A 21,526-nucleotide genomic window follows, 5' to 3' on the forward strand; every position below is an offset into this window, starting at 1 on the left:
TCGAACAACCGATGGGGCCTTGCATGACAGCGCTTTCTCTCAACATCCTCCAGACGCGCAGCCCCAGGGACGCGGGCGGTATCCCGATCGACGGGGTCCCCCCACTCGAAGCCGGACGCACCGTGCCGCAAGGTTTTGCGGACGCGCTGGGCGAGGCGAGCATGCCGGTGATGGAAGGCGGCGCGGATGGCGAGGGCAAGGCCGCCAACCCGTGCGAGCCTGCCCCCGGAAGCGTGACCGTGACCGATCCCGAAGCGGCAAACGGCAAGACCTTGCCGCCCCTTCGGCCCGGACTTGCCGCACCCGAGACCCCGCTGCCCGATCCCGATCCGGTGATGGAAAATTCGCGCGCGGGCGCGAAAGACGCCAAGCCCGAAGAACTTCCCGTGATGGAAAGCGAAGCCGACGCGGCGGAGGGTACGGCGGAGACGGCGCAAGCCATTGTCGCGCCTGTCCTTGCGCAGCAGATCCTCGCTCCGGCAGGTGTCACCGCAGGCGTCGGCAGCGTTGCCGGTGGGGTCGAGAGCTCCGGCGGCCAGGCACCGGGCGCGCGCACCGTTTCGCTCGCCCCCGCGATCGGCTCCGCGCCCGGCGTAGCGGCCAGCGGCGGGGGCGACGGCGCTGCGGCGAGCACAGGGCAGGATGCCAGCGGGGCCAACACCGGTCGCCGGGCCGAGCCCGATGCCCGGCTCGCCGCGCGTGCCTCCGCGCAAGGAAACGCCGCCTCGGCCCCGGCAGAACCTTCGCGGCAAGGCGAGGAAGCGGGCCACAAGGGCATCGCGCTGCAGGTGCGCGCAGCAGAGCGCCCGGCGGCTGCGAGCGAGGCCGGACAGAGCATGCAGGCAGCATCCACCCTCACCGCCACGCCGACCGGCGCAGGCGCGCTGGCGGGGCTGCCGGGGGCCGCCCTGCCGGGCGCAGCCCCGCTCGGCAGCGGGTCGGCCGCCGGCCCCCAGCCGCATTTCCCCGAGCTGGCCGCGCTGGTCGACCGGATCGCCGCCGCCCGCGACAGCGCGGGCAGTGCCAGCGCGACCATCGCCCTCGCCCACAAGGAACTCGGCAATCTCTCGCTGACCTTCGAGACCACGGGCCGCACGCTCGACGTCGAGGTCGCCGCGCAGGACAGCGATACGCAGCGCTCGCTCGCCGCCGCGATCGCCGCCGACCGCCCGCAGCTGCGCGGCAGCGAGGCGCAGGCCCCGGGCCAGTCGCACCCGCAGGCAGGCCAGCAGGGCTCCCCCGGCGCATCGGCACAGGGCGGCGAGGGCACGGCGCGCCAGTCCGCCGAAGCGGGCGATGGCCGGTCGGATCGGCGCGAACCCGGACGCGAAGGCCGCCAGCAGCCCGGTGGCGGCTCAGCGGGTGCAACGCCCTCCGGCCCGAAATCCGACGGCGCAATTTACGCCTGATTAACCATCGCGACATAGACGGGATTAACCATGAGCAAAGACGCCGAAAAGACCGCCGAGGCGCCCAAGAAGAAGGGCGGTTTCGTGAAGCTTCTGCTGATCGGCCTCGCGCTGGTCGGCGCAGGTGGCGGGGGCACCTATGCCGCCTTCGCGACGGGCATGATCGGCACCGCGCATGAGAAGAAAGAAGACACCGGCCCGCAATACGTCCTGAAGGGGGCCAAAGACCCCTACGCCGTCAAGAGCGATAAGGACGAGGGCGGCAAGGTCGTCCACGGATCGGGCGGCAGCAAGTACCGCACCGCCTATTACGAATTCCAGGAGGAGTTCACCTCCAACCTCGCCGGGGGTGCCAACCTCGTCCAGGTCAGCCTGGCCGCCTCGACCCATAAGGACGGGCGCGTGCTGATGTGGCTCCACGATCACGAGCTCGCGATCCGATCGCGCATCCTGACCGAACTGGGATCGACCGGCGTGGACGAGATTTCCAGCCCGCAGGGCAAGGAGAAGCTGCAGCAGCGGCTCACCTCGGCGATCAACGAGGAACTCGTCGCGCACGAGGGCTTCGGCGGGGTCGACAACGTCTATTTCCGCTCGCTCATCGTCCAATGAGCGAAAGCCGGCCTGACAGTGGCGAACGCCGAACCGCGCAGCATTGCGCCGAGCTGCTGGCGAACCGGTCGGAGACGGCCGATATCGCGGGCGATTTCGCGCGTTTCGGCACCCGGCTCGCACGTGCTCTCCAGCCGCGCTTCGCGAAGCTGTTCGACACGCACAAGATCGAAACCGTTCTGGTCGAGACAAGCCAGGTGCCCGCCGATACGCTGGCAGAGGCCCTGGGCAAGCGGATGCACCACGCGCGCTTCGCCCTTGGCGGCAAAGGGCTCGGCGTGCTCGCCAGCGCCTCGGTCGGCAGCCTGATCGGGGAATTCGACCGCCTGCTGGGCGGCGACGGTGACGCCCCGGGGGAGGCGCAAGCCCTGCCCGCCTCCGCCGATCGCTTCGCGCGCGAGATCGAGGCCGAACTGCTCGGCGCGTGCATCGACGCGAGCGGCCGGGGCGATCTCGCCGCCGCCGGACGCGGCAGCGACCTGGGCGAGATCGTGCCCGGGACCGCCAGTGCGCCCGTTCTGCTCGCCACGATCGCGGTCCATCGCCCGGACCTGCCCGAACTGACGATCCGGATCGCGACCTGCGAGGCCACCTTCCTCCAGTTCGCCAGCGAAAGCCCGGTCGGCCAGCCCGAACGCCGCACCATCGCCGAAGCCGGGCTCGATACATCCGCCGTCTCGCTGGTCGAACTGCGCGCCACCGCGACGCTCGTCGACATGGCGATCCCGCTGCATCGCATCGCGGGGCTGCAGGTCGGCGCGATGCTGCCGGTGGCCATCCACCGCGCCATTCCGCTTTCCATCGGCGACACGATTATCGCCCACGGCACCGTGGGCGTGGTCGACGATTGTGTCGCACTCGAAATCCATCACACCGCACTCGCGAGGGACAGCTAAGTCATGACCATGCCATTCGATGGCTACGGCCTTATCCAGGAAATCGACGTTCGCCTGACGGTAGAACTCGGCCGCAAGAACCTGCCCCTGCGCGAAATCCTCGCGCTGGGCGAGAACAGCGTCGTCGAGCTCGAACGGCTGACCGACGAGCCGCTGGACATCATGGTCAACGGCCGCCTGATCGCGCGCGGCGAGGTGGTGACGCAGGGCAACCGCTTCGCGATCCGCATCCTCGAACTGATGAGCGCTCCGGCCAGTTACCCGGCAGGAACGCAGGCGATGCACCAGCCCGCCGCCGGGCAGCCGCAGGTCGAAGAGCGGCGCGCGCCGCCGCCGACCGTGGAACAGCTGTAATGTTCGTCTACATCCTCAAGCTGCTGGTCCTGCTGCCGCTGATCGGCCTGATGATCTGGGGCAGCCTGAAACTGGCCAAGCGGATGCAGGGCCAGCTGGGCGGGCCAACGGGCGGCGGCGAGAAGGCGGTGCGCATCGTCGAGACGACCATGCTCACGCCCACGCTGCGCCTCGCGGTGATCGAATTCCACGGCAAGGAAATCCTCGTCTCGACGTCCAAGGGCGGGCTCACCCGCCTGGCCGAGGCACCTGCGCGCGCCCGGCCCGCCGCTGCCGAGGGCGAGAACGCGGAACTCGCCGCATGATCGCGCGCATTGCGAAGCGGGCCGCCGTGCTCGGCGCGCTCGCCAATACCGCCATCGCCCACGCCGCCACCGCGATCCCGACCGACAGCGCGGCTGCCGGCGCGCTCGACCGTGCGTTCGGCGAGCTTGGCGGCGCAGGCGGCGAACCGCTGAGCCTGTCGCTCCAGCTGCTGCTGGTGATGGGGCTGCTGACGCTGCTGCCCGCGCTGCTGCTGATGATGACCAGCTTCACCCGCATCATCGTGGTGCTGGCGATCCTGCGGCAGGCGCTGGGCCTCCAGCAGAGCCCGCCGAACCAGGTGCTGATCGGGATCAGCCTGTTCCTCTCGCTGTTCATCATGGCGCCCACGCTGGACCGCGTGAACACCGCCGCGATCGAGCCCTATTCCGCCGGCAGCATCAATGCCGAAGTCGCGATCGAGCAAGCGGGCGGCGAGTTCCACAAATTCATGATCCGCCAGACACGAGAGAACGACCTGCAGATGTTCGCCGACATCGCGGATGCACCCAAATTCGCCAGCCCGCAGGACGTGCCCTTCTCGATCCTGCTGCCTGCCTTCGTGACCAGCGAGCTGAAGACCGCGTTCCAGATCGGCTTCATGCTGTTCCTGCCCTTCCTCGTCATCGACCTCGTCGTATCGTCCGTCCTCATGAGCCTGGGGATGATGATGATGAGCCCGATGCTCGTCTCGCTCCCCTTCAAGCTGTTGCTGTTCGTCCTGGTGGACGGGTGGTCGCTGCTGATGGGATCCCTCGCCTCAAGCTTCGTGTGAGCCGATTAATGGACGAAATGTCTCTCCTCCTCTCGATGGCCGACCGGATGCTGTGGACCACCGCACTGGTGGCCGCGCCGATCCTGCTGGCCGCACTTGCCCTGGGGCTTGTCATCGGGCTGATCCAGGCGGCGACCTCGGTGAACGAACAGACGCTGACCTTCGTGCCGAAGCTGGCGGCGGTCGCCTTCGTGCTGGTCGTGTTCGGCGCATCGATGATGGCACTGGTGATGGACTTCTCGCAGGACATCTTTGTCGAGATCGCCCGGATCGGGCGGTAGGGCGAAAGGTTCGGGCCCGCCCCATGATCGCGCTCGATTTCGGCCTCGGGGGTTTCGAAGATGAGCTCTGGCGGGTCGTCTTCCTGATGACGCGCATCGGGGCGGCGCTGCTTGCCGCGCCCTTCTTCGGCACATCCAACGTGCCCGTGCTGGTGCGCGTGTCCTTCACCGGCGCGATGGCGATCTTCATCTCGATCTGGCTGCCCGACGTCGCCACGCCCCCCGCCCTGCTGACGCTGGACGGGATGCTGGCGCTGGCGGGCGAGGCGGTGATCGGCCTTGCGCTGGGATTCGTCCTCCAGCTCGCCTTCGCCGCGCCGACCATCGCCGCCGAAGTGATCGGCGGCGGCATGGGGATGAGCATGGCGATGACGAGCGATCCCAACGGCGGCGGCAACACCACCGCCTTCGGCCAGTATTTCATCATCGTTCTGACGCTGATCTTCCTTGCCACGGGCGCCCACCTGCACTGGATCGCGCTGGTGACCGAGAGCTATCGCGCCTTCCCGCCGGGCCAGACCTGGCTCGGGCCCGAACGGTTCGAAGCGATCGCGATGTTCGGCGCGGCCACCTTCGAGACCGCGCTGCGCATTGCCCTGCCGGTCACGCTGATCCTGCTGCTGGTGCAGATCCTGACCGGCATCCTCAGCCGCTCGGCACCCTCGCTCAACCTCTTCGCACTCGGCCTTCCGGCAGGCGTGCTGGCGGGGATCGCCGCGCTCATCATCAGCGCGCCGCTGATCTACGACCAGTTCGCCGACCTGGTCGAACTGGGGCTGGCGCAGGCAGAAAGCGTGGTTACGCCATGAGCGAGACCGCCGGCGAAAAGACCTATGCGCCAACCGAAAAGCGCCTGCGCGATGCCGCCAACAAGGGCGACGTGCTGCGGTCCAAGGATCTCGGCACCGCGGTGGTCATGCTCGCCGGTGCGGCGTGGCTCGCTTTCGGAGGGCCGTGGCTGATGGCCGATATCTCCAGCCTGCTGCGCGAAGCCTTCCGCTTCGACAGCAGCGAGATCGATCACTTCCAGCCCGGCGACCTGATGATGCAGGGTCTGGCCGCCAGCCTGCCGCCGATCTTCGCGCTGGCGGTGCCGGTCTTGCTCGTCACGCTCGCCAGCCAGCTCGCCTTCGGGCGCGGCCGGTTCGTAGTGAAGAACCTCGAATTCAAGCACACGCGGATCAATCCGGCCTCGGGCCTCAAGCGCATGTTCGGCCCCAACGGGCTGATCGAGATGGGCAAGGGCCTGCTCAAGATCACACTGCTCGGCGCAATTGCGGGGCTGTGGTGGTACAATTCCTACGAGAACCTGCTCGGCCTGGGGCGCGGCAACCTGTCGAGCCAGCTGACCACCGCGTGGTGGTCGGTCATCTCGCTGTTCGTCTCGCTGTGCGGCGGGCTGGTGGTGATCGCGGCGGTCGACCTGCCGATCCAGTGGGTCCGCCGCAACAAGAAGCTCAAGATGAGCCACCAGGAAATGCGCGACGAGAACAAGGAGAGCGAAGGCTCGCCCGAAGCGAAATCCGCGCGCCGCCAGCGCCAGCGCGACATTGCCGCAGGCTCGGTCGCGGGCGCGATGCGCGAGGCGCAGTTCGTCATCACCAATCCGACGCATTTTGCAGTGGCGCTGACCTACGATCCCGAGAAAGCCTCCGCCCCGATCGTGCTGGCCAAGGGGCGCGGCGACAAGGCGCTGGCGATGAAGGAGCTGGCGCGCGAGTTCGATCTGCCCACGCTCGAATATCCGCAACTGGCCCGCTCGGTCTATTTCACCAGCCGCGAACGGCAGGTGATCTGCGAGGATCTGTACGGCGCGATCGCCGCCGTGCTGGCCTATGTCCTCTCGCTCAAGCGCGGCGAGCTGCCGCCCCTGCCCGCGATCGAGGTGCCGGTCGCGCTGCGCTTCGATGCCGACGGCCGGCTGAACTAACCTCTGGTGCCACCGGGAGCCATTCCCGGCATTTGCGCTCTTAATTCCTCGGCCAACCAGCCGTTCTGACAGGTGATGGAAACGACATCCTCCACCTCCTCGATCGCGAGCCGGCTCGGCGTCGGCAGCGGTGTCGACATGGTCGCGCTGGCCGAAGACCTCGCCCGTGCCCAGTTCGAACCGCGCCAGCAGCGGCTGGAAAGCAAGTCGGAGGTGCTGGAGCGCCAGATTTCCACCGCCTCCGCGCTGCGCAGCCTGCTGTCCTCCTTCGCCAGCGCGCTCGGCGACCGGGTGCGCACCGGCGATCTCTCCGCCCAGCCCGCCATCGCCGCTGCCGGCATTGCCAAAGTCTCCGCCCCGATCGGCACCGCCGGCAAGGGAACCCACACGCTCGAAGTGTCGCAGCTCGCCGCGTCGCAGACGCTCGCCGGGCCTGCCTATGGGGCCGCGACCGACCCGGTCGGCTCGGGCCAGCTGACGATCCGCTTCGGCGCGACCTCCACGGGCGCTTTCACCGCCGATGCCTCGAAAGACGCGGTGACGATCGACATCGCCGCGGGCGCCACGCTGGCCGACGTTGCAAAGGCGATCAACGCGAAGAACGCGGGCGTCACCGCCTATGTCTCGCAGACGACCGCCGGCGCGCAGCTGGTGATGAAGGGTGCCGAAGGACTGAACGACGGCTTCGTTATCGAGGCGAGCGAGGATGCGTCCGATCCTGGCCTCGCCAATCTCGCCTGGGCTCCGGGCGACGACCCGGGCCGGCTGATCGCGACGTCGCAGGATGCCCAATACAAGCTCGACGGGCTCTCCCGGACGAGCGCCAGCAACAAGATCGCCAATGCTGCGCCGGGCCTCTCGCTCGAGCTGACCGGCACCAATAGCGGGGCACCGACCACGATCGCCTTCGGCAATCCCAAGGCCGCCGTGACCAGCGCGCTGACCGATATCGTGGCTGCGCTGAACGAGATCGCGGGCGAACTGAACGCCGCGACCGATCCGCTGACGGGCGACCTTGCCCGCGATTACGGCGCGCGCGCGCTCCGCCGCGAATTCTCCGCACTGGGCAGCAAGGTCCTGATGCCCAATGCACCCGAGGGGGCACCGCGCACGCTGGCCGAGCTCGGCGTGGCGATCCAGCGCGACGGCACCTTCCGCCTCGACAGCGCGCGGCTCGAACAGGCGCTGACCCGCGATCCCGAAGCGGTCGCCGCCATGTTCACGCCGGGCATCAACGGCGTCTTCGCAACGATCGACAAGATGGCGCGCAACAACGCCATGTCCACCGATCCGGGGTCGCTGGCCGGGTCGGTCGCCCGCTATACCTCGCAGTCGGAGACGATTTCCGAGGATCTTGCCGAGCTGGCCGAGAAGCATGAAGCGCTGCGCGCCCAGATGGTCGCCCGCTTCGCCGCCTCCGATGCGCGCGTCAGCAGCTCGCAGTCGACGCTCGACTTCCTCAAGTCGCAGATCGACGTCTGGAACGCGCAGCGGAACTGATCATGCTCGCCCAGACCGATCCGCGCACCGCCTATCAGCAGAGCAATTTCGATGCCCGGGTGCGCGGTGGAAGCGCGCAGGACATCGTCATCTACTGCCTCGACGAGCTTTCGCTGACGCTGGGCCAGCTGCTGCAGGCGGACCTGCGCGGCAATCGCGCCGGGCGCAGCGACGCGATCACCCGCGGCATCGCGATCCTGACCGCGCTGGAGATGGGCGTCGACCGGGAGAACGAACTCGCCTCCAGCCTGCTCGATTTCTACGAAGGATCGCGCCACCTCCTGCTCGGCTCGGCCGCCACCACGCGCACCGGGGATATCGAGACGCTGCGCGGCGACGTGATCGAGATCATGAACGCGCTCAAGACCGCCCGCACCGCCTGACCGGCGATCCGGCCGGCACCCGCCCCCTGCGGCAGTGGCTGTTCGCGGCCACGCCGTGTTGACACGACCCCGCCCTGTGCAGGAAAGTACGCGCCACGCCGGTTCTCGACCAGCGGGCGCGCAGCCCGGGGCGAGTGCCAGAATGCGAGGCCTGAACGCAGGGGCAGAACGAAGGGAGATGCACTCTCCCACGATCTGATCCGTTCCGGTAACCGGCGGATGTGTGGGGGTGGTGCATGGACAGGATCTTCGTGATCGATGCCGATTTCGAACGGCGGGCCGAGGTCTGCCGGATCGTGCTGAAGGGCGACGCCCATGCCGAACCCTTCGAAAGCGTGAGCGAATTCCTCGCCTTTGGCGGGTCCGAGGGAATCGCGCTGGTGCACGATGCGGACGGCGCGACGATCGGCCTGTGCGAGAAAACGCGCCATACGGCGCGCCCGGTGCCGGTGATCGGCTACGCCGCCGCGCCCCCGCTCGAACAGGTGGTGACGGCGATGCAGGCGGGCGCGGCGAGCTATTTTGCGTGGCCCTTCGCCCTCCCCGCGATCGCGGCGGAGGTCGAGCGGCTGGGCCCTGCCCTGCGCCTTCAGCGGGAGCGCAGGCGGCATCTCGCCCAGGCGCGCGCGCTGCTCGCCGGGCTGACCGCACGGGAACGCGAAGTGCTGGTGTGCCTGATCACCCATGGCACCAACAAGGCGATCGCCAACCACCTCCAGATCAGCCCGCGCACGGTCGAGAAGTATCGCGCGGCGATCCTCAAGCGGCTGGGCGTCCTCAACAGCGCACAGGCGATCAGGATCGCGGTCGAAGGCGGCGCGCTCGACGATCCGGAGACCGCGAGCCTGCTGACGCCAGAAGCCGCGAAAGTCGCGATGATCGGCTGACCGGGCTGGTCAGTTCCGGGTCGCCTCGGCGTGCGCTTCGAGGATCTCTTCCGAGTGGGTCGCCACGCCGTAGCGCTTGCGCCGGATGTCGAACACCACCGCCTTGACCAGCGAGAGCGCCATCAGCACCACGACGAGCGAAAACGGCAGCGCGCCGAGGATCATCGTGGTCTGCAGCGCGTCGATCCCGCCGAGGATCAGCATGCTCGCCACGACCAGCCCCAGCGCCCCGCCCCAGAACAGGATGTGGCGGCGGCGATCGCTGTCGTCCTCGCCCGCCCCGTTGATGGTGTTGATGATGAGGATCGCACTATCGGCCGAGGTGATGAGATAGGTCATCAGCAGGATCACCACGAGCCCCGCCATCAGGGTCGCCATCGGGCCGGTCAGCATCACGGAGAGGGTGGCGAAGAGCTGATCGGAGATGGTCGCATCGAGGATCGCGCCCCCGGCGGTGCCGTTCAGTTCCAGCTGCACCGCGGTGCCGCCGACGACGGTCATCCAGATGAACCCCATCAGCGAGGGCACCAGCACCACGCCCAGCACGAATTCGCGCAGCGTGCGTCCGCGCGAAACGCGCGCGATGAACATGCCGGTGAAGGGCGCGAAGGCGATCCACCAGGCCCAGTAGAACACCGTCCAGTCGAGCTGCCACTGCGCCAGCGCGTCGCCGATCACCGTCCCGTCGGGCCGGAACAGCGCGAGCGCGAGCGAGGGCAAGGTGCGGACATAGTCGAACAGGCCGATGCCGAGCAGCTCGAGCCCGTAAAGCCCCGCGCCGAACACCATGAACACGGCCAGCAACAGGAAGGAGAGCCCCATGTTGAGGTTCGACAGCCAGCGGATCCCGTTGCCCACGCCCGACATCGCCGACAGGGTCGAAGCCCCCACCAGGACGACGACGGCGGCCACGATGGCAAAGGTTGAGGCGGTGCCATCGCCCGTCATCAGCCAGCTGCCAATGCCCAGCCGGTCGAGCCCGGCGACGAACTGCTCCACCCCGAGGCCCAGCGTCACCGCCACGCCGAGGATGGTTGCCACCACCGCGAAGATATCGATGATATGGCCCACAATGCCCGACAGGAACGTGCCGAACAGCGGCGCGAGACCGCTGCGGATGGTGAGCGGGAGGCCACGCCGGTAGGCGACATAGCCGACCGCCAGGCCGACCAGCGCGTAGGTCGACCAGGCGGCGAAACCCCAGTGCAGGAAGGTGTACATGTAGGCGGGGCGCACGTTTTCGGGCGAAACCGGGCTCGTGATCCCGCGGATCGTATCCGGGTTGGTCTGGAGGTGCGACATCGGCTCGCCGATCGAATAGGTCAGCAGTCCGATGCCGATGCCGGCACCGAACAGCATGGCGAACCAAGAAAACACGCCGAACTCGGGCTCCTCGCCCGGCGCGCCGAGCCTTAGCGAGCCCGACTGCGGGATGATCGCGAGCACGAGCGTGACCAGCGTGAGGAAGGCGACGAGATAGACGTACCAGCCCGCAAAGCCCGCGATGATCGTGGTGTTCGCAATCGTCAGGGTCTTCGATGCCTGCTGCGGGAAGAACAGGACCCAGCCGATCAGCAGGGCGATCGCGACCTTGCCGGGGATCGTGACATGCGTGCTGTAGCCTTGATAGAACCCCCTGCGCGCCGTCGCGATCGGCAGATCGGTCAGAGGTTCGGAGATCCTGTCGTCGTCGCCTGCGGTGGTCGGTTCGGCCAAGGTGCGCTCCTCGGACGGGTCAGGAAGAAAAGCGCCGCACGATCATGCCCGGCGATGCCGGTACGCGATTGCGCATCTGCGGCGCTTTCGGGGCAATCAGGACGATTGCTGACCCCGTCACGGGCCCCCTGTTGCAAATGGATCGGGTTCAGGCAACCGCTCGCCGCCGAAACACGGCGCCTCGTCGCTCACGCGGCGATGCGCTGCATCCCCTCAGAGCCAGTCTTCATCGAAACGGAGCAGTCCGTCCCCGTAGAGATAGTCGCCTTCGAACTGCGCGTATTGCCGCAATGCATTCCAGTCCGAGGTATAGAGGTCCCCGCGGCGGATCTCGCCGAGATCGAGATCGCGCAGCTTGCCCACCGCGCGGTTCGCGTGGATGGCGCTGACCCCGCACATGTCGGCCAGATCGATCTGGGTGAACGGCGTGCGCAGCGATCGGGCGTTGGCGTGCCCGATCAGTTCGAACCGGCATTGCAGTTCGCAATAGATATGCGCAATCCGGCGCGGCGCATCGAGCTGTTCGAGCATCTGGATCCACTTGCGGTGGATCGCCGCGTCCAGCAGCGTCGCGAACCACAGCGCCCGCGCAACCCGGGGGCGTTCTTCCAGCGCTTTGCGCAGGCGCGCATGGGGCACCACCCCGTAGGTGATCGGCCCCGCCGCCACGACATTGTGGTCGAGACGCTTCAGCGCGAAGGCATGCAGATCGACGAAGTCGCCTGGAACATGCACGCCCACGATGAAGCGCCGGTTCTCGCTCTCGATCGTGCGGAAGATGTATCCGGAGATCAGAATCGTGCTGGTTTCGGCGACCGCCCCGCGATCGAGCAGGACTTCGCCGGTCTCCGCCTCGCGCCGTTCGCTGACAAGGGTTTCAATGAATTCGAGGTCGTCCTGCGCAAGCTTGTCGCGAAGTCGACCAGCGAGAAAATCACCGGTGTTCGGAAATTCCATCGCCCCCCGTCTTTCCATCCGTGTATCGGTGCCGCGCGGATAGCGAGCCACCGCGCGAACCGTCTACTGATGCATGTTAGCTTCGCGAGTATTGCACAGGAATCATACAAGAAAAGCGATCAGTTTGCGAAAACCTTGCGGTCGAGTGCCAGCTGGCCTTCGCCATAGAGGTAATCCGGGGCGAAATCGGCATAGGTTTCCAGCGCCTCCCGGTCGTCCGACCGGACGCGTCCGCGATAGAATTCGGCGACCCCGCGCTCGCGCAGTTCGCGCAGCGCACGGTTGGTGTGGACCGCGGTCGAACCGCTCATGTCGGCCAGGTCGACCTGGGTCAGCGGGGTCTCGAAACCGCCCTTTCCCGCCAGTCCGACCCATTCCAGCCGGCGCCACAACTCGGCAAAGATATGCGCGATGCGGCGCGGGGTCGTCAGCTGTTCCAGCTTCATGATCCACTGACGGTGCATCGCCGCATCCAGCAGGGTCGACGACCACAGGATTCGCGCGAGATGCGGGGCGTCGCGCACGATTTCGCGCAGCCGCTCGTGCGGGACATAGGCGAGCTTGGCCGGGCCGATCGTATCGACATTGTGGTCCAGTCGCTTGAGCGCGAAACAGTGCAGGTCCACGAAATCGCCGGGCACGTGCACGCTCAGCGCGGAGCGCTTGCCGCCGCTATGGTCGAGCCGTTCGAGCCCACGCATGATGAAGCCTTCCAGCAGCAGGGTGGAGCGGCCGCAGACCGAGCCTGCCTCCACGATGCGGGAGCTGGTTTCATAGGTGGCAATCTCGGTCGGCAGCGTTTCGAGCAGCTCGCGCTCTTCCAGGCTCAACGTGTGACGCAGGCGTCCGAAAAGAAAGCGCCCGGTCATGGGAAACGCGCGCAGTTCCTCCTCGAGTGTCATCGGTACCCCCTTGGCCGTTTGCTGGGACACGGCCGACATTGCGCCGGGAACTAGCCGCTTGCCCGGTTCCCGTCGACCCTCTTGCCCGGGGCCCACCCTTCCCGGCGCCCCGTCAAGACCATGCAAACGCTACACAAAGCTTGATATGCGCCCCGGTCGGGTCCACCTCGCGATGTTATATGGACATGCCAACCACGAATCCGCTTGCCGACCACACCCCCATGCCGAGCGTCGAGCCGCTCGACCGGGGAGATATCCGTGCCGCCTTTCGCGAGGAGGAAGCACTGTGCGTGGCACGGCGGCTGGACGAGACCGAGGCTTTCACGCGCGATCATGGCCATATCCATGCTTTCGCGGTCGACTTGATACGCGATGCACGCTCCCGCGAAGTCGGCGGGATCGACGCTTTCCTCTATCAGTACGGCCTGAACACGGACGAGGGCATCGCGCTGATGTGCCTCGCCGAGGCGCTGCTGCGGGTGCCCGATTCGCGCACCGCCGACGCGCTGATCCGCGACAAGATCGGCGAGATCGACTGGCGTGAGCACCTCAACAAGTCCGAAAGCACCTTCGTCAACGCGGCGACCTTCTCGCTGATGCTGACGGGCGAGGTGCTCGAAAAGCCCGAAGCCCAGCACAAGAAGATGGAGCGTACGCTTCGCGGCGCGATGAACCGCCTGGGCGAACCGGTGATCCGCACCGCGACCTTCCAGGCCATGCGCATCCTCGGCGGGCAGTTCGTATACGGTCGCAACATCGGCGAGGCGCTGAAGCGCGCCGGGCCCGAACGCGCAAAGGGCCTGACCCACAGCTTCGACATGCTGGGCGAGGCGGCGATGACCTTCGCCGATGCCGAACGCTATCGCAAAGCCTATATCGAGGCGATCGAGCGGCTGCAGAAGGAAGGCGACGGGACGATATCGGGCAGCCCCGGCATTTCGGTGAAGCTGACCGCGCTCTATCCCAAGTACGACATCTTCCATGCCGACAGCGCGATCAGCGCGCTGTTGCCGATCCTCAACGACCTCGCGCGCCGCTGCCGCGATGCCAACATCCACTTCTCGATCGACGCGGAAGAAGCCGACCGGCTCGAGCTCTCACTCGATATCGTGGAGGCAATGGCGGCGGACGATGCGCTGTTCGTCCGGCCCGACGGATCGCGCTGGGAAGGCTTCGGCATGGCCGTCCAGGCCTATCAGAAGCGCGCCGTGCCGCTGTGCCGCTGGCTGGTCGACCTGGCCGAAAAGCATGATCGCAAGTTCATGATCCGGCTGGTGAAGGGCGCCTACTGGGATACCGAGATCAAGGTCGCCCAGGTCGCCGGGCTCGACGATTTCCCGGTCTTCACCCGCAAGGTCTCCACCGACGTATCCTTCATGGCCTGCGCGGACGTGCTGCTGGGCGCCCCGAACCGCATTTACGGCGCCTTCGCCACGCACAACGCCTACACCATCGCCGCGATCAAGCAGCGCGCGAAGAGCGGGACCGAGTTCGAGTTCCAGCGCCTGCACGGCATGGGCGAGGAACTCTACGCCGCGCTCGCCAAGGCGGAAGGAAACGCCAAGACTCCGGTGCGCATCTATGCGCCGGTCGGCGGGCACAAGGACCTGCTCGCCTATCTCGTCCGGCGCCTGCTCGAAAACGGGGCGAACAGCTCGTTCGTCAACCGCATGGCCGATGCCAGCCAGTCGGCCGAAGATCTCGCCGCCGACCCGGTGGCGGAGCTCGCGGCGCTGCAGCCGAAGCGCAATCCCGAGATTCCGCTGCCCAAGGATATCTTCCCGGGCCGCCGCAACAGCGCAGGCATCGACCTTGCCGATCCGCTGGTGCGCGAACCGCTGCTGAAGCGTCTGCACGCCATGCGCGAACGGCAGTGGGAAGCCTCGCCAACCTTCAAGGCCGAGGTTCCCGGCGAAATCGCCCCGATCACCGCGCCGTTCGACCACGGCATGCGGATCGGCACAAGGCGCGACGCGAGTGCCGAGGAAGTGGAAGACGCGATCGGCCGCGCGCAGGAAATCCAGCCGGCGTGGAATGCACTGGGCGGTGAAAAGCGCGCGCAGCTGCTCGAAGCGGCAGCCGACGAATTCGAAAAGCACACCGACGAGATTCTGTCGCTGTGCCAGCTCGAAGCGGGCAAGACGCTGGTCGATGCGGTGCTCGAAATCCGCGAGGCGGTCGACTTCCTGCGCTTTTACGCGAACGAGGCGCGGCGCCTGTTCACCGAACCGACGGCGCTGCCGGGGCCGACCGGCGAACAGAACTACCTCAAGCTGGCCGGGCGCGGCGTGTTCGTCACGATCAGCCCATGGAACTTCCCGCTTGCCATTTTCACCGGCCCGGCCGCGGCCGCGCTCGCCGCGGGCAACACGGTGATCGCCAAGCCGGCCGAGCAGACCCCGCTGATCGCGGCGCTGGCGGTGCGGCTGTGCCACAATGCGGGCATTCCCAAGGAAGTCTTCCAGCTGCTGCCAGGCGGTGGCGAGGTCGGTCAACTTATCACGGCCGATCCGCGCATTGCGGGCGTTTCCTTCACCGGCAGTACGGCGACCGCGCAGGCGATCAACCGCGGCCTCGCCGCGCGCGACGGGCCGATCGCCGCGCTGATCGCCGAAACCGGCGGCCAGAACGCGATGATCGTCGATTCCACCGCCCTGCCCGAACAGGTCACGCGCGATGTCATCGCCAGTGCCTTCCAGAGCGCGGGCCAGCGCTGTTCGGCGCAGCGCGTCCTGTACATACAGGAAGACGTCTACGACGAGATGCTGACGATGATCCGCGGGGCCTTCCAGGCGCTGACCGTCGGCGACCCGACCGATTTCGCGACCGATGTCGGCCCCGTGATCGACCATGACGCACAGGCCGCGCTGGAACGACACATCGCACGCTCGGCCACCATCGGGCGCACGATCTGGCGCGCGGACGACGATCCCGCCTTCGCCCGCGGCAGCTTTGTCTTGCCGACGATCATCGAGATCGAGGGTATTGGCCACCTCCAGCGCGAAAATTTCGGCCCCGTGCTGCATGTCGCCAAGTTCAAGGGCAAGGATCTGGCCAAGGTCGTCGATGACATCAACGCGGTCGGATACGGCCTCACCTGCGGCCTCCACAGCCGCGTGGAGGAAACCCGCCGCCTGGTCGAATCGAAGATCAAGGTCGGCAATTTCTACGTCAACCGCAACCAGATCGGCGCGGTGGTCGAAAGCCAGCCCTTCGGCGGCGAGGGCCTTTCCGGCACCGGCCCCAAGGCGGGCGGCCCGCACTACGTTTCGCGCTTCGCGACCGAACGCGTGGTGACCGTGGACACGACCGCAGCCGGCGGCAACGCCACCCTGCTGGCGAGCTTGTGACATGATGGTGCGTGAAGCAGCACATCCGGTTCCGCTTCACGCATCGCTCTGTTAAGAGGCGAGCATGCTCAAGTCGTTCAAGCTGCTCCTCGCGCTGGTCGCGCTCGCCTGGTCCCACGCTGCCTTCGCGGAAGTGCGGATGTCGTTCCATTCGTTCGACGGATCGGTCCTGTTCGGGCGCTATCCCCACGCCTTCGTGGTGCTGGACGGAACGCTCGACGACGGTACGAAGGTGGACGAGAATTACGGCTTCACCGCCAAGCACACCACCACCGCGATCCTCAACGGGCCGGTCGAACACGCGATCCTCAGCGAGAGCGACAAGAGCGTGCGCTCCACCAACCGGCACTTCACCGTCACGCTCAGCGACGCGCAATATGCGCGGATCAAGCGCGAGATTTCGGCGTGGGAAAACGCGCCAGGCAAGTTCTACGACCTCGACCGGCGCAACTGCATCCACTTCGTGGGCCGCATGGCGCAGCTCGCGGGGCTGAAGGTTACCTACCCCTCCAGCATGCTGCGCCGCCCCAAGGCGTGGCTGAACCACGTCGGCAAGCTCAACCCGAAGCTGGGCGCCAAACCGCTCTAGCACGCACCGCCGGCGGATAAGCCGCGCAAACAGGCTTGCGCGAGGGCCGCGCGTTCCACACACCTTCGCGCATGGCCATTCTTTCCGACAAGTGGATTCGCGAGCAGGCGCAAAAGCACGGCATGATCGAGCCGTTCGAGGAGGCGCAGCGGCGCGACGGCTGCATTTCCTACGGCCTGTCGTCCTACGGCTACGACGCGCGCGTCGCGCCCGAGTTCAAGATCTTCACCAACGTCAATTCGGCAACGGTCGACCCCAAGAGCTTCGATGCGGACAGCCTTGTCGATCGCGAGACCGACGTGTGCATCATCCCGCCCAACTCCTTCGCGCTCGCCCGCACGGTCGAGTATTTCCGCGTGCCCGAGGATGTGCTGGTCATCTGCCTCGGCAAGAGCACCTATGCGCGCTGCGGGATCATCGTGAACGTCACCCCGCTGGAGCCGGGCTGGGAAGGACATGTGACGCTGGAATTTTCCAACACCACGCCCCTGCCCGCCAAGATCTACGCCAACGAAGGCGCGTGCCAGTTCCTGTTTCTGCAGGGCAACGAGCGTTGCGAAACCAGTTACAAGGACCGCGCGGGCAAATACATGGGCCAGCGCGGGGTCACGCTGCCCCGGTTGTAGGGGGCGTTCGGGCGCAGGGCGCGTTCATCGCCTCCCCACCACGCATCGCCGCAGGTGGCTGGATGCGATCCCCTGCCGTCGTAGCGTGCCCCGATCGCAAGGGGGACGACCATGATGCGCACACGGTTCTTGGCAAGCTTCGCCATCTGCACGGCAATGCTGGCGAGCGCCGCTCCACTGGCGGCGCAGCCCGGCGCTGGCTTCCAGGTAGAGCGCTATGGCGTTCAATTGCGCCCCGATCTGGCAAGCGGTGCAATCTCTGGCCGCGAAACGATCATGATCGAGGCGACAGGAGCGGACCTTCGCGCGCTCGTCTTTTCGCCCAACGAGCTGAGCATCAGCGATGCGCTTGTCGATGGAGAACCGGCGGCCGTCACCTCCGATGAGGATGGCATCGTCTTCTCGCTCCCGCGTGCCACGCAGGCGGGCGCAACGGTCGAACTGTCTTTTGCGTTTTCGGGTTTTCCAAAGCGCGGCGTCACCCTCACCCCGGCAGGGATGCACACAGGGTATTTCGCCTGCGACTGGATGGTGTGCCTGCAGAACGCGCCGGGCGACAAGGCCGGACTGGAACTTGACCTGTTCCTCCCGGAAGGTTCGGATTCGCTCGGCGTGGGGGAGCGTTACGCGACGCACGACCTGCCCGGCGATCTCGTGTTGTACCGCTACCGAAGCCTTGCCGCGACCTCGCCCTACCTGTTCGGTTTTGCCGCCGGCAATTACCCGACGGAAACGGTCGAGACGCCGCAGGGCACGCTGCACTATCTGAACGCGACGGGCGAGCCTGCCGACCTGTCCGATCTCTTTGCGCAGACACCGGACATGGTTGCCTTCTTCACGCAGCGCAGCGGGCTCGACCTGCCCGGCGGCTCCTACGCACAGCTACTCGTCCCCGATCGCGAGGCGCAGGAGACGATGAGCTTCTCGCTGATCGGTAAGGGCGAGCTAGACCGGGAAGGCGAGGATCCTTCATCGGCGTGGATCATCGCTCACGAACTCGCGCACCAGTGGTGGGGCAACGCCGTGACCACGCAAACCTGGCGCGATTTCTGGCTCAACGAGGGTTTTGCGACCTTCATGGTCGCCGCATGGGAACAGCATCGCTACGGCGAGGGGGCGTACCAGCAGGAACTCGACGTCTTCCGCAACCGGCGCGAGCAATTGCGCGAACGCGGCTGGGACAAGCCGCTGACCTGGAGCGGGGACTACCCCTCGCTCGGCTATCGCCGCGCGGTACAGTACAGCAAGGGCGCGCTGTTTCTCGCCACCTTGCGCGAAGAGATCGGCGACGAGGCATTCTGGAACGGCGTTCGAACCTATACCCGCGCGCATGCCGGCAGCACGGTGACCAGCATGGATTTCCAGCGTGCGATGGAAAGCGCGAGCGGCCGCGATCTCGCTGCGATCTTCGACGAGTGGGTGTTTGGGGACGACGGTACCGAAGGCTGAGGGTTCGTGTTCGTGCGGGCGACGGTCGGTGCGAGACGAGCTACAAGGACGGCGCAGGTGGTCACACTGCCGCGGTTGCAGGGGCGGCAGCGTGACCGATTGGGCGGCATTTCGGACAGGAGCGGCCCTTCAGGTAACGACCCCATTGCAGACATTCGATACGACAGGCAGGTTGCTGCAATGGGCAAGCGATCTGGCGTTCCGCACCGCGATGACGAACTGCATAAGCTGAGCAACGATGAGCTGAAGTCAGAGCTTGAACGGTCGCGGAGGCGATTGAGTGTCGCTCCTTCAACCAAAATGGCCAAGCAATGGCAAAAGCGCATCCACTGGCGTCAAAGCGCTCTCGTCGCCCGAGAAATCGAATGACCGCTTTCCACCCCAATCTCGGGTATCGCGTCTAGATCGGCTGCACCCCGTCAGCGGACGTCACAAAGCCCAAGCGAACACGACGGCGCTCCCTATCTTCCATTTTCCTACCCGCGGCGCACCTGCAATGATGCGCCTGACATGACCGCCGCTCTCCTCACCCACGCCATGCCGGTTATCGATCCGCTTTCGCGCGCAGGTGCAAAATTTCTCGTCAAGAAACGGCAATGTGTCACCTTGAGCGCTTGCAGCCTTGTTTTTCCAAGCACTTATCAGGGTGACACTCGGGTGACACGTGTCACCCTGATCACCCCGTGCATGTCGCCCTCATCCGCCCGCCGATGGGCGAAAGCAGACAGCATGCCGCAGATTGTGGGCGGTGGAGTTTTGACTCGCCAGCCCTTCCAAAGCACACATATCGGCAACACAACATCGTCATTCCCGCGCATGCGGGAACCCATCTCCGGACGACGGGAACTGGGCCCTGCCTTCGCAGGGGTGACGAAGTGAGAGGATAGAGAAACATGGCCAAGCAATTCGACATCGTGATCTATGGCGCGACCGGGTATACCGGGCGTCTCGTCGCCGAGCATTTCCTGCGCGAATATGGCGACAGGCCCGACGCGCCGACATGGGCGATGGCGGGACGCAATCCGGACAAGCTGGCCGAGGTGAAGGCAGAAATCGGTGCGCCCGACAGCACGCCCACGATCGTCGCCGATGCCGCCGACGCCACCAGCCTCGATGCGATGTGCGAGCAGGCGAAGGTGATCATCTCCACCGTCGGGCCGTACCAGCTCTATGGCGAGCCACTGATCGCCGCATGCGCCAAATCAGGCACGCACTACGCCGATCTGTGCGGCGAGCCTGCATGGATGCGGCAGATGATCGACAAGTACGACGCGGACGCCAGAGCCAGCGGCGCGCGGATCAGCTTTTCTTCCGGGTTCGATTCGATCCCCTTCGATCTGGGCGTACTGATGCTGCAGAAAGAAGCTAAGGAGCGCTTCGGTGCGCCGTGCACGACGGTGCGCGGGCGCGTGCGGGCGATGAAGGGCACCTTCAGCGGCGGCACCGCCGCCAGCCTTGCCGAAACGATGAAGGCGATGGCCAAGGATCCGTCGCTCATCAAAATCATGCGCAGCCCCTTCGGCCTCACGCCGGGCTTCGAGGGCCCCGATCAGCCCGGTGGCATGATCCCCAAGTACGAGAGCGATCTGGGCAAGTGGGCCGCGCCTTTCGTGATGGCGCCGATCAACACGAAGAACGTGCATCGCACCAATTTCCTGCGCGGACACCCCTACGGAGAGGATTTCCGCTACGACGAGATGGTGCTGACCAGCCCCGGCGAAGCGGGCAAGGCGGCGGCCAATGCAGCCGCCGAGATGATGAAGAACCCGTTCGGCTCCAAGCCGCCCAAGCCGGGCGAAGGCCCCACGCCCGAAGAGCGCGAGAACGGCCATTACGACGTGCTGTTCGTGGGCGAGACGGCGAATGGCGAAACGCTGCGCTACGCGGTCAAGGGCCGCTACGATCCGGGCTATGGCTCGACCAGCCGGATGATCGGGGAGACGGGCATCGCGCTGCTCGAGAGCGATGCGCCGGGCGGGATCGGGACGCCGGGATCGATCCTCGGCGAAGATCTGGTCGAACGGCTGCGCGAGCATGCCGCGCTGACCTTTGCGGTGGAGGTATAGCCATCGGCGGGAGCCGAACCGTACGCGCGCGGTTGTTAGGCCGTGGTCACCACGGGGAGACGTAGCGACATGGCTTTTCTTGCATCGGTTCTGGGGCGCATGCTGCTGGCCCTGATCTTCATCATGGCGGGCATCATCAAGCTGATGAACGTCGCGGAGACCCAGGCGTTCATCGAAAAGGCGACCACGCTGCCGACCAATATCGCGCTGCCGGTGGGCGTTTTCGAACTGGTGTTCGGGGTCTTCCTCGCGATCGGGTTCCTCACCCGGATCAGCAGCATCCTGCTGTGCGGCTTCACGCTGGCGACGATTTTCTTCTTCCACAACCGGCTGGGCGAGCCGGCCGAACTGCAGATGGCGCTGAGGAACCTCGCCATCGCGGGCGGGCTGCTGATGGTGTTCGCCTACGGGCAGGCGCGCGGATCGGTCGACGTCTGGCGCGAGCGGGACCGGGCGCGCCGCGCCGAAGTGCGTGCCGCGCGTGCCGAAGGGCGCGAGACCGGCCGGGCCGAGAGCGGCGCGTTCGCCGAAGGATAGCGCC

23 protein-coding genes are annotated in these 21,526 nt (G+C 66.5%); 20 read left to right on the top strand and 3 right to left on the bottom strand.

Annotated features, from left to right (window positions below; translation table 11 throughout):
- The first annotated feature begins 23 nt into the window (after positions 1 to 23).
- The 12 genes from ACYQ0L_RS05865 (at position 24) to ACYQ0L_RS05920 (ending at position 9,330) form a co-directional block, all read left to right on the top strand.
- Positions 24 to 1,409: a hypothetical protein gene (locus ACYQ0L_RS05865; RefSeq protein ID WP_459788093.1), complete on the top strand. Its 1,386-nt coding sequence runs from the start codon at positions 24 to 26 to the stop codon at positions 1,407 to 1,409.
- A 30-nt stretch (positions 1,410 to 1,439) separates the two neighbouring features.
- Positions 1,440 to 2,021, top strand: a complete 582-nt coding sequence (locus ACYQ0L_RS05870) for a flagellar basal body-associated FliL family protein (RefSeq protein WP_459788094.1) — start codon at positions 1,440 to 1,442, stop codon at positions 2,019 to 2,021.
- On the top strand, positions 2,018 to 2,917 hold the full coding sequence (locus tag ACYQ0L_RS05875; RefSeq protein WP_459788096.1) for a FliM/FliN family flagellar motor switch protein: 900 nt from the start codon (positions 2,018 to 2,020) through the stop codon (positions 2,915 to 2,917). The genes ACYQ0L_RS05870 and ACYQ0L_RS05875 overlap by 4 nt, the downstream gene beginning before the upstream one ends.
- A 3-nt stretch (positions 2,918 to 2,920) precedes the next feature.
- A complete protein-coding gene (fliN, locus tag ACYQ0L_RS05880) occupies positions 2,921 to 3,271 on the top strand; it encodes a flagellar motor switch protein FliN (protein WP_459788097.1) in 351 nt (116 codons plus the stop codon).
- Complete coding sequence (locus ACYQ0L_RS05885) at positions 3,271 to 3,576, top strand: flagellar biosynthetic protein FliO (RefSeq protein WP_459788099.1); 306 nt, start codon at positions 3,271 to 3,273, stop codon at positions 3,574 to 3,576. The genes fliN and ACYQ0L_RS05885 overlap by 1 nt, the downstream gene beginning before the upstream one ends.
- Entirely contained in the window at positions 3,573 to 4,349 is a 777-nt protein-coding gene (fliP, locus tag ACYQ0L_RS05890; protein WP_459788100.1) for a flagellar type III secretion system pore protein FliP, read from the top strand. The genes ACYQ0L_RS05885 and fliP overlap by 4 nt, the downstream gene beginning before the upstream one ends.
- An 8-nt stretch (positions 4,350 to 4,357) precedes the next feature.
- Positions 4,358 to 4,630, top strand: coding sequence for a flagellar biosynthetic protein FliQ (locus ACYQ0L_RS05895; protein WP_459788101.1), 273 nt, complete (start codon positions 4,358 to 4,360; stop codon positions 4,628 to 4,630).
- A 23-nt stretch (positions 4,631 to 4,653) separates the two neighbouring features.
- The gene (gene fliR / locus ACYQ0L_RS05900) at positions 4,654 to 5,439 is read left to right on the top strand and encodes a flagellar biosynthetic protein FliR (RefSeq protein WP_459788102.1); all 786 of its coding nucleotides are present in this window, start codon (positions 4,654 to 4,656) and stop codon (positions 5,437 to 5,439) included.
- Entirely contained in the window at positions 5,436 to 6,560 is a 1,125-nt protein-coding gene (locus ACYQ0L_RS05905) for an EscU/YscU/HrcU family type III secretion system export apparatus switch protein (RefSeq protein ID WP_459788103.1), read from the top strand. The genes fliR and ACYQ0L_RS05905 overlap by 4 nt, the downstream gene beginning before the upstream one ends.
- Before the next feature lie 75 nt (positions 6,561 to 6,635).
- Positions 6,636 to 8,060 (top strand): flagellar filament capping protein FliD, encoded by a 1,425-nt coding sequence (fliD, locus tag ACYQ0L_RS05910; protein ID WP_459788104.1) that lies wholly within the window; start codon positions 6,636 to 6,638, stop codon positions 8,058 to 8,060.
- 2 nt (positions 8,061 to 8,062) lie between these two features.
- Positions 8,063 to 8,443: a flagellar protein FliS gene (locus tag ACYQ0L_RS05915; protein WP_459788105.1), complete on the top strand. Its 381-nt coding sequence runs from the start codon at positions 8,063 to 8,065 to the stop codon at positions 8,441 to 8,443.
- Between the two features lie 236 nt (positions 8,444 to 8,679).
- The gene (locus ACYQ0L_RS05920; protein ID WP_459788106.1) at positions 8,680 to 9,330 is read left to right on the top strand and encodes a response regulator transcription factor; all 651 of its coding nucleotides are present in this window, start codon (positions 8,680 to 8,682) and stop codon (positions 9,328 to 9,330) included.
- Positions 9,331 to 9,339: 9 nt separating this feature from the next.
- Here the strand turns inward: ACYQ0L_RS05920 and ACYQ0L_RS05925 are convergent, their stop codons facing one another.
- The 3 genes from ACYQ0L_RS05925 to ACYQ0L_RS05935 form a co-directional block, all read right to left on the bottom strand.
- Complete coding sequence (locus ACYQ0L_RS05925) at positions 9,340 to 11,046, bottom strand: BCCT family transporter (protein WP_459788107.1); 1,707 nt, start codon at positions 11,044 to 11,046, stop codon at positions 9,340 to 9,342.
- 213 nt (positions 11,047 to 11,259) lie between these two features.
- A complete protein-coding gene (locus ACYQ0L_RS05930; RefSeq protein WP_459788108.1) occupies positions 11,260 to 12,003 on the bottom strand; it encodes a Crp/Fnr family transcriptional regulator in 744 nt (247 codons plus the stop codon).
- Positions 12,004 to 12,122: 119 nt separating this feature from the next.
- Positions 12,123 to 12,905, bottom strand: coding sequence for a Crp/Fnr family transcriptional regulator (locus ACYQ0L_RS05935; protein ID WP_459788109.1), 783 nt, complete (start codon positions 12,903 to 12,905; stop codon positions 12,123 to 12,125).
- Positions 12,906 to 13,084: 179 nt separating this feature from the next.
- Here ACYQ0L_RS05935 and putA point away from each other — a divergent pair, with 179 nt between their 5' ends.
- The 8 genes from putA (at position 13,085) to ACYQ0L_RS05975 (ending at position 21,522) form a co-directional block, all read left to right on the top strand.
- The gene (gene putA, locus ACYQ0L_RS05940) at positions 13,085 to 16,255 is read left to right on the top strand and encodes a bifunctional proline dehydrogenase/L-glutamate gamma-semialdehyde dehydrogenase PutA (protein WP_459788111.1); all 3,171 of its coding nucleotides are present in this window, start codon (positions 13,085 to 13,087) and stop codon (positions 16,253 to 16,255) included.
- A 64-nt stretch (positions 16,256 to 16,319) separates the two neighbouring features.
- Positions 16,320 to 16,844, top strand: coding sequence for a hypothetical protein (locus tag ACYQ0L_RS05945; protein ID WP_459788112.1), 525 nt, complete (start codon positions 16,320 to 16,322; stop codon positions 16,842 to 16,844).
- Between the two features lie 71 nt (positions 16,845 to 16,915).
- Positions 16,916 to 17,470, top strand: a complete 555-nt coding sequence (dcd, locus tag ACYQ0L_RS05950; protein ID WP_459788114.1) for a dCTP deaminase — start codon at positions 16,916 to 16,918, stop codon at positions 17,468 to 17,470.
- Between the two features lie 111 nt (positions 17,471 to 17,581).
- On the top strand, positions 17,582 to 18,919 hold the full coding sequence (locus ACYQ0L_RS05955) for a M1 family aminopeptidase (RefSeq protein WP_459788115.1): 1,338 nt from the start codon (positions 17,582 to 17,584) through the stop codon (positions 18,917 to 18,919).
- Positions 18,920 to 18,976: 57 nt separating this feature from the next.
- Positions 18,977 to 19,288 carry a hypothetical protein gene (locus tag ACYQ0L_RS05960; protein WP_459788116.1) on the top strand — a complete coding sequence of 104 codons (312 nt, stop codon included), beginning with the start codon at positions 18,977 to 18,979 and terminating at the stop codon, positions 19,286 to 19,288.
- A 141-nt stretch (positions 19,289 to 19,429) separates the two neighbouring features.
- Positions 19,430 to 19,798, top strand: a complete 369-nt coding sequence (locus tag ACYQ0L_RS05965; RefSeq protein ID WP_459788117.1) for a hypothetical protein — start codon at positions 19,430 to 19,432, stop codon at positions 19,796 to 19,798.
- 14 nt (positions 19,799 to 19,812) lie between these two features.
- Positions 19,813 to 20,985, top strand: coding sequence for a saccharopine dehydrogenase family protein (locus tag ACYQ0L_RS05970; protein WP_459788118.1), 1,173 nt, complete (start codon positions 19,813 to 19,815; stop codon positions 20,983 to 20,985).
- A gap of 69 nt (positions 20,986 to 21,054) precedes the next feature.
- Positions 21,055 to 21,522 (top strand): DoxX family protein, encoded by a 468-nt coding sequence (locus ACYQ0L_RS05975; RefSeq protein WP_459788119.1) that lies wholly within the window; start codon positions 21,055 to 21,057, stop codon positions 21,520 to 21,522.
- Positions 21,523 to 21,526 lie beyond the last annotated feature (4 nt).

It is taken from the genome of Alteriqipengyuania triglochinis, from assembly GCF_054655655.1.